Origin of the sequence: Micromonospora sp. LOL_015, from assembly GCF_048060275.1 — a bacterium.
Classification (GTDB): Bacteria; Actinomycetota; Actinomycetes; order Mycobacteriales; family Micromonosporaceae; genus Micromonospora_E.
Window position 1 is genome coordinate 1 of record NZ_JBHMIO010000088.1, and the last position, 7,928, is coordinate 7,928.

General features: G+C 73.2%; 7 protein-coding genes and 1 pseudogene. 4 read left to right on the forward strand and 4 right to left on the reverse strand.

Translation table 11 applies throughout. The features are described from left to right. Positions 1–68: 68 nt before the first annotated feature. Positions 69–563, forward strand: a complete 495-nt coding sequence (locus tag ACFHWU_RS28225; protein WP_282233348.1) for an NUDIX domain-containing protein — start codon at positions 69–71, stop codon at positions 561–563. 17 nt (positions 564–580) lie between these two features. Here the strand turns inward: ACFHWU_RS28225 and ACFHWU_RS28230 are convergent, their stop codons facing one another. Together ACFHWU_RS28230 and ACFHWU_RS28235 are read right to left on the reverse strand one after the other, a co-directional pair. Further along, positions 581–2,164, reverse strand: coding sequence for an MDR family MFS transporter (locus ACFHWU_RS28230; protein WP_416556474.1), 1,584 nt, complete (start codon positions 2,162–2,164; stop codon positions 581–583). Next, entirely contained in the window at positions 2,161–2,670 is a 510-nt protein-coding gene (locus tag ACFHWU_RS28235; RefSeq protein ID WP_416592176.1) for a MarR family winged helix-turn-helix transcriptional regulator, read from the reverse strand. Before ACFHWU_RS28235 ends, ACFHWU_RS28230 begins: the two co-directional genes overlap by 4 nt. A gap of 141 nt (positions 2,671–2,811) precedes the next feature. Here ACFHWU_RS28235 and rfaE2 point away from each other — a divergent pair, with 141 nt between their 5' ends. From rfaE2 to ACFHWU_RS28250, 3 genes are read left to right on the forward strand one after another with little or no spacing between them, the layout of a single operon-like run. Then, entirely contained in the window at positions 2,812–4,584 is a 1,773-nt protein-coding gene (gene rfaE2 / locus ACFHWU_RS28240; RefSeq protein ID WP_416592177.1) for a D-glycero-beta-D-manno-heptose 1-phosphate adenylyltransferase, read from the forward strand. Further along, on the forward strand, positions 4,581–5,510 hold the full coding sequence (locus tag ACFHWU_RS28245; protein WP_416556471.1) for a glycosyltransferase: 930 nt from the start codon (positions 4,581–4,583) through the stop codon (positions 5,508–5,510). Before rfaE2 ends, ACFHWU_RS28245 begins: the two co-directional genes overlap by 4 nt. Continuing rightward, positions 5,507–5,932, forward strand: coding sequence for a DUF2267 domain-containing protein (locus ACFHWU_RS28250; RefSeq protein WP_416592178.1), 426 nt, complete (start codon positions 5,507–5,509; stop codon positions 5,930–5,932). The genes ACFHWU_RS28245 and ACFHWU_RS28250 overlap by 4 nt, the downstream gene beginning before the upstream one ends. 30 nt (positions 5,933–5,962) lie before the next feature. Here ACFHWU_RS28250 and ACFHWU_RS28255 read toward each other — a convergent pair. Both ACFHWU_RS28255 and ACFHWU_RS28260 read right to left on the reverse strand, forming a co-directional pair. Then, positions 5,963–7,135, reverse strand: a pseudogene (locus tag ACFHWU_RS28255) (glycosyltransferase family 9 protein); the annotation flags it as partial. Next, the gene (locus tag ACFHWU_RS28260; protein WP_416569023.1) at positions 7,132–7,740 is read right to left on the reverse strand and encodes an Hsp20/alpha crystallin family protein; all 609 of its coding nucleotides are present in this window, start codon (positions 7,738–7,740) and stop codon (positions 7,132–7,134) included. The pseudogene ACFHWU_RS28255 and the gene ACFHWU_RS28260, both read right to left, overlap by 4 nt. Positions 7,741–7,928 lie beyond the last annotated feature (188 nt).

Here is a 7,928-nt window from a genome sequence, read left to right on the forward strand (position 1 = left end):
TGCATCCATACTGCGATTCGGACATCACCCAACCAGGCAGGTCCACGGATTGAGGCTAAGGTCGACCCATGGCCAGCATCTCCTGGGCGGATTCGTACCTCGGGCAGCTACGGGCGCTGGCCGGCGACCGTACCCTGATGTTCGTCGGTGCCCGCTGTGTGGTCCGCGACCCCGACGACCGGGTCCTGCTGATCCGGCGGTCGGACAACGGGCTGTGGGCGCTACCGGCCGGCGCGATGGAGCTCGGCGAGTCGATCGCCGGCTGCGCCGCCCGGGAGGTCTACGAGGAGACCGGGCTGCGGGCCGCCGGGGTCACCCCGTTCGCCATGCACACCGGGGCCGACTACACCTTCACCAACATGTTCGACGACACGTACCAGCTCTTCGTGGTCTGCTTCCGGGTCGACGGCTTCGCCGGCGAGCTGCTGACCGTCACCGACGAGACCACCGACGCCGGGTTCTTCGCACACGCCGAGATGCCGGCCCCGTTGGCCGGCACCGTCGGCGAGACCCTCACCGATCTGGCCGCCTTCGAGCACTCCGGCCAGCTGGTGTTGAAGTAGACCCGGACGCCTGCGGGCTATCCGGCGAGGTCGGCGGAGGTGGTCTGCGACTCGACCTCGCCGCGCAGCTCCCGGTCCGGCAGCACCAGCGTGATCAGCACGGCGACAACCGCGACCAGGCCGGTCACCAGGAACACCGTGTGCAGCGACTCCACGAAGGCGTACTGGATGGCGTCCCGGACCGGGTCGGGCAGCGCCAAAATCACCGCCGGCTGGTCGATCGAGATCTCCGCGCCGCCGGCGGCGGCGATGTCGGCGGCCTGCTCCGGCGGCAGCTGGGCGATCGCGGCCGGCATCCGGTCGGCCAGCTCACCGGTCAGCCGGGCGTTGAGCACCGCGCCGAGGATCGCGACCCCGAACGAGCCACCGAGCGTCCGGAAGAAGGTCACCGTGGAGGTGCCGGCACCCAGGTCGCGCAGCGGGATCGCGTTCTGCACGGCGAGCACCAGCGACTGCATGGACAGCCCGAGCCCGACGCCGACCGCCACCATCACCAGGAACGCCTGCCAGAGCGGGCTGGTCACCTCCAGCTGAGTGAAGAGCAGACCACCGGCGACCAGCGCCCCCGAGCCGGCCACCGGGAACCACTTGTACCGGCCGTACCGGGTCATCGCCCGTCCGGCGGCCACCGAGGTGACGATGATGCCGGCCATCATCGGCAGCATCAGCAAACCACTGGCCGTCGGTGAGGCGCCCTTGACGATCTGCAGGTAGAGCGGGATGAAGATGATCGAGCCGAACATGGCCAGACCGAGCACGAAGCCGGCGGCGTTGGCCAGCGCGAAGGTCGGTTCCCGGAACAGCCTCAGCGGCAGGATCGGCTCGGCGACCCGGGACTCCTGGACGAGGAAGAGCGCAGCGAGAACCACGCCGACGGCGAACAGGCCGATGATCACCGGAGAGCCCCAGGCGTACTCGCCGCCGCCCCAGCTCAGCGCCAGCAGGATCGCGCTGACCCCGGCCACCAGCAGGGTCGCGCCGACCCAGTCGATCGCGTGGTCCCGGCGCCGGAACGGGATCAGCCGCATCACGTACCAGCAGATGACCATCGCGATGATGGCCAGCGGCACGTTGATGTAAAAGATCCAGCGCCAGTTCGTCTCCGCGAAGTAGCCACCGGCCAGCGGCCCGGCCACCGACGACAGGCCGAAGACCGCACCGAACAGGCCCTGGTAGCGCCCGCGGTCGCGGGGCGACACCACGTCCGAGATGATGGTGAACGCCAGGGTCATCAGGCCGCCGGCACCGAGCCCCTGCAGGCCCCGGGTGACGATCAGCTGGGGCATGTTCTGCGACATGCCGGCCAGCAGCGAGCCCAGCAGGAACATGCCGATCGCGAACAGGAACACCGGTCGGCGGCCGATCAGGTCGGCGGTCTTGCCGTACAGCGGCGTCGACGCGGTGGACGCCAGCAGGTACGCGGTGACCACCCACGAGTAGTGGTTGATTCCGCCCAGTTCACCGACGATGGTGGGCAGCGCCACCCCGACGATGGTCTGGTCGAGTGCGGCCAGCAGCATGCCGGTCATCAGGCTGGCCATCAGCAGCAGGATCTGCCGGCGGCTGAGTGCCGGCGCGACCCGCTCCTCGGTGGTCGTCATTGCGGTGTTTCCCCTTCCCCCCGCGGACAGCGATCCGCCGGATCGGTGCCCCCGTAGCGGGTGGTGATCGTCTCGTTGAGCCGGGTCAGCAGTCGCCCGAACTCGCTTATCTCGGCCGGTGTCCAGTCGGCCAGCAGGTCCCGCATCGCGCCCACCCAGACGGCCCGATTGCGGGTGTAGATCTGCACGCCGAGCTCGGTCGCCGCGATCACGCTGGCCCGCCGGTCGGTGGGATCCGGCGTCCGGGTGGCCAGCCCGGCCGCCTCCAGTGCGGCGACCTGGCGGCTCACCGTGGACAGGTCCAGGCCGAGTCCGTCGGCGAGCACGCTGAGCCGGGCCGGCCGGTCGCCGGCGATCCGCACCAGCAGGGTGTACGCCGCCCGCTCCAGCGGCGGGTCGAACCGCAGCCGTTGGTAGAACATGTGCACGGACCGGTGGAAGACGCCGAACTGCTTGCCGAGGGCGATGAGCTCCGCGTCGGGACCGGTCGGCGGGTCGGTATGCACCGCCGATCTCACCCCATCCGATAGTTGCTTGCTACAAGCATTCTGCCATGCCGGGGCGGAAAGCCAACCGATTTACCTGTGATCCCCGACATGTACCGACCCGCACGTTTGACCGCGCCCGTCCCGGGCACCCGCTGCCCCATGCGGCCCTCGTCCAACGACCAGCGGCACCGCACCGGCAACGACCAGCGGCACCGCACCGGCCTGGCTGGCCTCACCGGTCCCGCTGGCCCCGCCGTCCCGGCTGACGGCACCGGCCCTGCCGACCTCGTCGAGCGGTGGTCCGGCCGCCCCGTCCTGGTCGTCGGGGACGCGATGCTCGACGAATGGCGGTTCGCCACCTCCACCCGACTCTGCCGGGAGGCACCCGCCCCGGTGCTCACCCTGGACCGGCGCCAGATCGCCGCCGGCGGTGCCGCGAACACCGCGGTCAACCTCGCCGCGCTCGGCGCCCGCCCACTACTGGTCGCCCCGATCGGCGTCGACCCGGTCGGCGACCAGGTGGCCCGCTGCCTGCACCAGGCAGGCGTGCAGGACCGGATGGTCGCCCAGCCGGGCACCCGTACCCCGGTGAAACGCCGACTGCTCGCCGCCGACCAGATCCTGCTCCGCGAGGACGACGGCGGGCCGGCCGGTCCACTCCCCGCCGAACAGGTCGAACGGCTGCTCGCCGCGCTCGTCGCCAGCACCGAGGAGATCCGCCTCGACCACGCCGAGCCGGATGTCGACGGCACCGGGGCGCATCCCGACGGGGCCCGGCCCGACCTGGTCATCTGCGACTACGGGCTCGGCGCGCTGCCCGACCGGATCCGGCAGTGGCTGATCCGGCACCGGGACCGCTACGGCACCGTCGCCCTCGACACCCACGACCTCACCCGGTGGGCCGGGCTGCGGCCGACGCTGATCACACCCAGCATCGCCGAGGCCGCACCGGCCGTCGGCCAACCCACGCCCGACCGCGACCGGGTCGCCGCCGCCCGGCGACTGCTGCCCCGGCTGCACGCCGCCACCGGGGCGGACCTGGTGGCAGTTACCCTGGACACCGACGGCTCGGTGGTCGGCGACCGTAGTGGCGCCACGCACCACTGCCGTACCGAACCGGTCGCGGCCAGCCGGGCGGTCGGCGCCGGCGACGCCTATCTGGCCGCTCTCACCCTGTCGGTGGTCGCCGGTGCCACCCTGCCGGTCGCCGCCGGACTGGCCCAGCTCGCCGCCGCGCTGACCGTACGCGACTGCGGCACCTGTATCTGCCACGGTGACGCGCTGACCGCCGCGCTGAGCGAGTCGTTCCCGGCCGCAGCCTCGGGCGGCGGCCGGCGGGTCACCACCCCGGCTGCGACCCCGGCCGCCGGGACCGACCCCGCCAACCTGGTCGAGCAGGTACGCGTACAGCGTGCCGCCGGAGCCCGGATCGTCTTCACCAACGGCTGCTTCGACGTGCTGCACCGCGGTCACGTCGGCTACCTGGCGGAGGCCGCCGCCCTCGGCGACCTGCTGATCGTCGCCGTCAACTCGGACCACAGCGTGCGGCGGCTGAAAGGGCCGGACCGGCCGGTCAACCCGGTCGAGGACCGGGTCGCCGTGCTCGCCGCGCTGACCAGCGTCGACCATGTGGTGGTCTTCGAGGAGGACTCCCCGGCCGGGCTGATCGAGCGGATCCGGCCGGACGTCTACGTCAAGGGCGGCGACTACCCGCCGGACATGGTGCCCGAAGCGCCGCTGGTCCGCCGGCTCGGCGGGGCGGTGCACATCCTCGGCTACGTCGCGGACCGGTCCACCTCGGCGGTCATCAACCGGATCCGGTCGGCTGCCGCCCCGGCCGGCCCGGCCGGCGGGCGGGCTGGCCGGCCCGGAACGCACCCGACACCCGAAGCACACCAGGAACTCGAAGCACATCCGGAAGGAGCCCGATGAGCCGACCGCTGCCGCCCGGGGACCCGGTCGAGTTCCGCCGCAACCGGCTGCTCGACGTACTCGTCCCGACCCGCAACCGACCCGCCGAGCTGGCCGCCACCCTCGCCGGGCTCGCTGCACAGGACGCCCCCGACGGGTTCGGCGTAGTGATCAGCGACCAGTCCGACGGCGGACCGGCGTGGGCCGACCCGGCCGCCGCCACCATGGTCCGGGCGCTGCGGCACACCGGTCACCCGGTGCTGCTCACCCGGCGGCTGCCCCGGCACGGGCTGGCCGAGCACCGGGCGTACCTGCTCAGTCTCTCCACCGCCCGGCTGGTGCTGATGCTCGACGACGACGTCTGGCTCGCCCCCGGCACGGTCGACCGGCTGGTCACCGCGATCGCCGAACTGCGTTGTGGCTTCGTCGGCAACGCCGTACACGGATTGTCCTACCTGGATGACGTACGGCCGCAGGACCACGACGGGTACGTCGAATGGGACGGCCGGCCGGAGCCGGAGCGGATCCGCCCCGGTACGCCGCAGTGGTCGCGCGCCCGGCTGCACTCGGCCGCCAACCTGCTGCACGTCACCGAGCGGCTCCAGCTGGGCGAGGGCCAGTGGCGGGCGTACCGGGTGTCCTGGATCGGCGGGTGCGTGCTGTTCGACCGGGCCAAGCTGGTCGCCGCCGGCGGTTTCGACTTCTGGCGTCGGATGCCGGTCGACCACCAGGGCGAGGACGTCGCCGCCCAGCTGGCGGTGCTCAGCCGCTACGGCGGTGCCGGCATCGTGCCCAGCGGCGCGTTCCACCTGGAGTCGCCGACCACGGTCACCGACCGGCGGGTCGAATGCTGGCAGCTGCTGCTCGACGAGGAGGACGCGGCCGGGTGCGCCCCGGCGGCGGCCGACAGCGGGTCACGGCATCAGCGGCAGGAGGTCGGACCGTGACGGTACGGCTGGTCCGCCCGACCACCACGATCTGGCAGTTGGACGTGGCGGTGCTGCGTACCCTCGTCGAACTGCTGCCCGACGGCGAGGCGGCGCTGCTGGTCGACGCGCTGCCGCCGCTGCTGGCGATGGCGGCCCGTCCGGACCCGGAGCACCGCCCGGACCCGGAGCACCGCCCGGAGGACCCCGAGCAGCGGCCGGAGCGGTTCGACGCCGCCGAGCTGGTCCGGCGGGTCCGTCGGCGGACCGGCCGGTACGACGCCGACGACCGGACGGTTCGCGACGGTGTGCGGTCCGCGTTGGACCGCGTCGCCGGCTACTGCCCGGCCGGGGTGCTGTACCGGGTGCAGCTACCGTTGCCCGACGACGTCCGGAAGTTGTTCCCCCCGCCGGTTCAGGTGCACGCCGCCGGTGCCGGCTGACTCCCCCCAGCCGCCAGACACCGCAGGGGCCAGCTCCAGCACCGCGTCGACCACCTCGGCGACCGGCACGTCGGTCACGAACGACTCCTGATGGCCACAGCTGTCCCCGCCGCCCCGGGCCGGGAAGCCGACCGTACTGACGTCCATCCCGCACACCGGGCAGTGGATGGTGAACGCGGCCAGCGGGCGGTGCCGGCCACGTACCGGCGGGGCACCGTTGAGCAGGTTGCCGATCCAGTAAATACCGACCGTCGGCGCGCCGACCGCCGCCGCCAGGTGCAGCGGGCCGGTGTCGTTGGCGACCAGCACCGCGCAGCCGGCCAGCAGCCCGGCCAGGCCGCCCAGGCTCAACTCGTCCACCACGGTCCGCACCGGCCGGGCCGTCGCCACACTGACCTCGGCGACCACGTCCCGCTCCAGGCCGGTGCCGGTCACCAGCACCTCGAAACCACGGTCGGTCAGCGCGTCGGCGACCGCCGCGAACCGGTCCGCCGGCCACCGTCGGCGCGGGTCGCTGGCCCCCGGATGCAGCACCGCCCTGGGCTGCCGGGCCGGGCCGAGCACCCGGTCCGCCTCGGCCCGGTCGGCGCCGGTCACCGGCACCGTGGGCTGCAGCGTCACCGGTTCGGCGCCGACCAGCCCGGCCACCTCCAGATAGCGGAACACCTCCGGCTGGTAGTAGACGTACCGGATCCAGCGGTCCAGCGGCGGCGCGTCGGCCGCCCGCAGCCCGGCGGTGACCCGCGCCCCCAGCGCCGCGACCAGCGGATTGCTGTTGCGGCCGCCGCCGTGCAACTGCACCGCCAGGTCGAACGACTCACGCCGGGCCCGGTCCAGGAACTGGCTCATCGTGACCGGCTCGTCGTCGGGCTGCGCCGCCCGGATACCGTCCGCGGCCGGCACCACCAGCACCCGGTCCACCGGGCCCGGCCGGTCGGCCACCGGCCGGGCATCCAGCCAACGGGCATGCCAGGGCGCGCCGAGCAGCACCAGCTCCGCCTGCGGGTACGCGGCCCGCAACGCGGTCAACGCCGGTACGGCGAAAATGAAGTCACCGAGCGCATTGGCGCGCAGCACCGCGATCCGGTGCACGTCCGGCACCAGCCGGTCACCGGCCGCGTCGGCGGTCAGGCCCAGCGTGGCCGGCCGGGCCGGTTCGGCGTCCAGGTCCGGCGTGGCCGGTCGGGCCGGCTCGGCGGTCATCGGGCGGTGCTGGCCTGCTGCCGCTGCGGGTCCGCCTCACCCGCGTACGGATGGTGCATCTCCCGGTCGGCGGCCGGATCGATCTCCTCGGCGGCGATCCCGGCACCGTCCGTGGTGATCCGGACCTGTTCGGCGCGGCCGGACCGGGCAGCGGCCGAACCGGCGGTCGGCTGCTGGTGCTGCGGCCGGCCCACGGTGATCGACCGGCGGCCGCCCGGCTCGGCCCGGGGCATCGTGACGGTGAGCAGTCCGTGGTCCATCACCGCGTCCATCCGGTGTACGTCCACCCCGCTGGGCAGGCGCAGCCGGTACTCGAAGCCGCGCTCGGTCGAACCGGTGTCCGGTAGCCCGTTGTCGACGTTGACCTCCTGCTCGGACCGGCCCCGCAGGCACAGGTCCGCGCCGTCGATCTCGACCGCCACCTCCTCCGGTGCGACGCCGGGCAGCCGGGCGACCACCCGCCAGCCGTCGTCGGTGTCCAGCAGCTCGACCTCGGGTACGCCGGCGTCGCCGCCGAAGACCCGGCCCAGCTCCGACCAGAGCGACTGCAGACTGCCGATCGGATCCCAGCCGCGTTCCTGCATCTGGTCGCGGGGTTGGCTCATCGGACACCTCCCGTGCGGTTCGGCCGGGCGGGAGGGTGGACCCGCCCGGTCAGTGGGGCAGCATCCCCGGCGCGTACCCGCGGATCGGGGCGGCAAACCCGGTGCGGCGCCGGCGCTCGGCGGCCGGGGCTAGGGCGTGTATCAAAGTCGGTCACAGCCACTCGTTGATCGCCGCGACCTGCACGGTC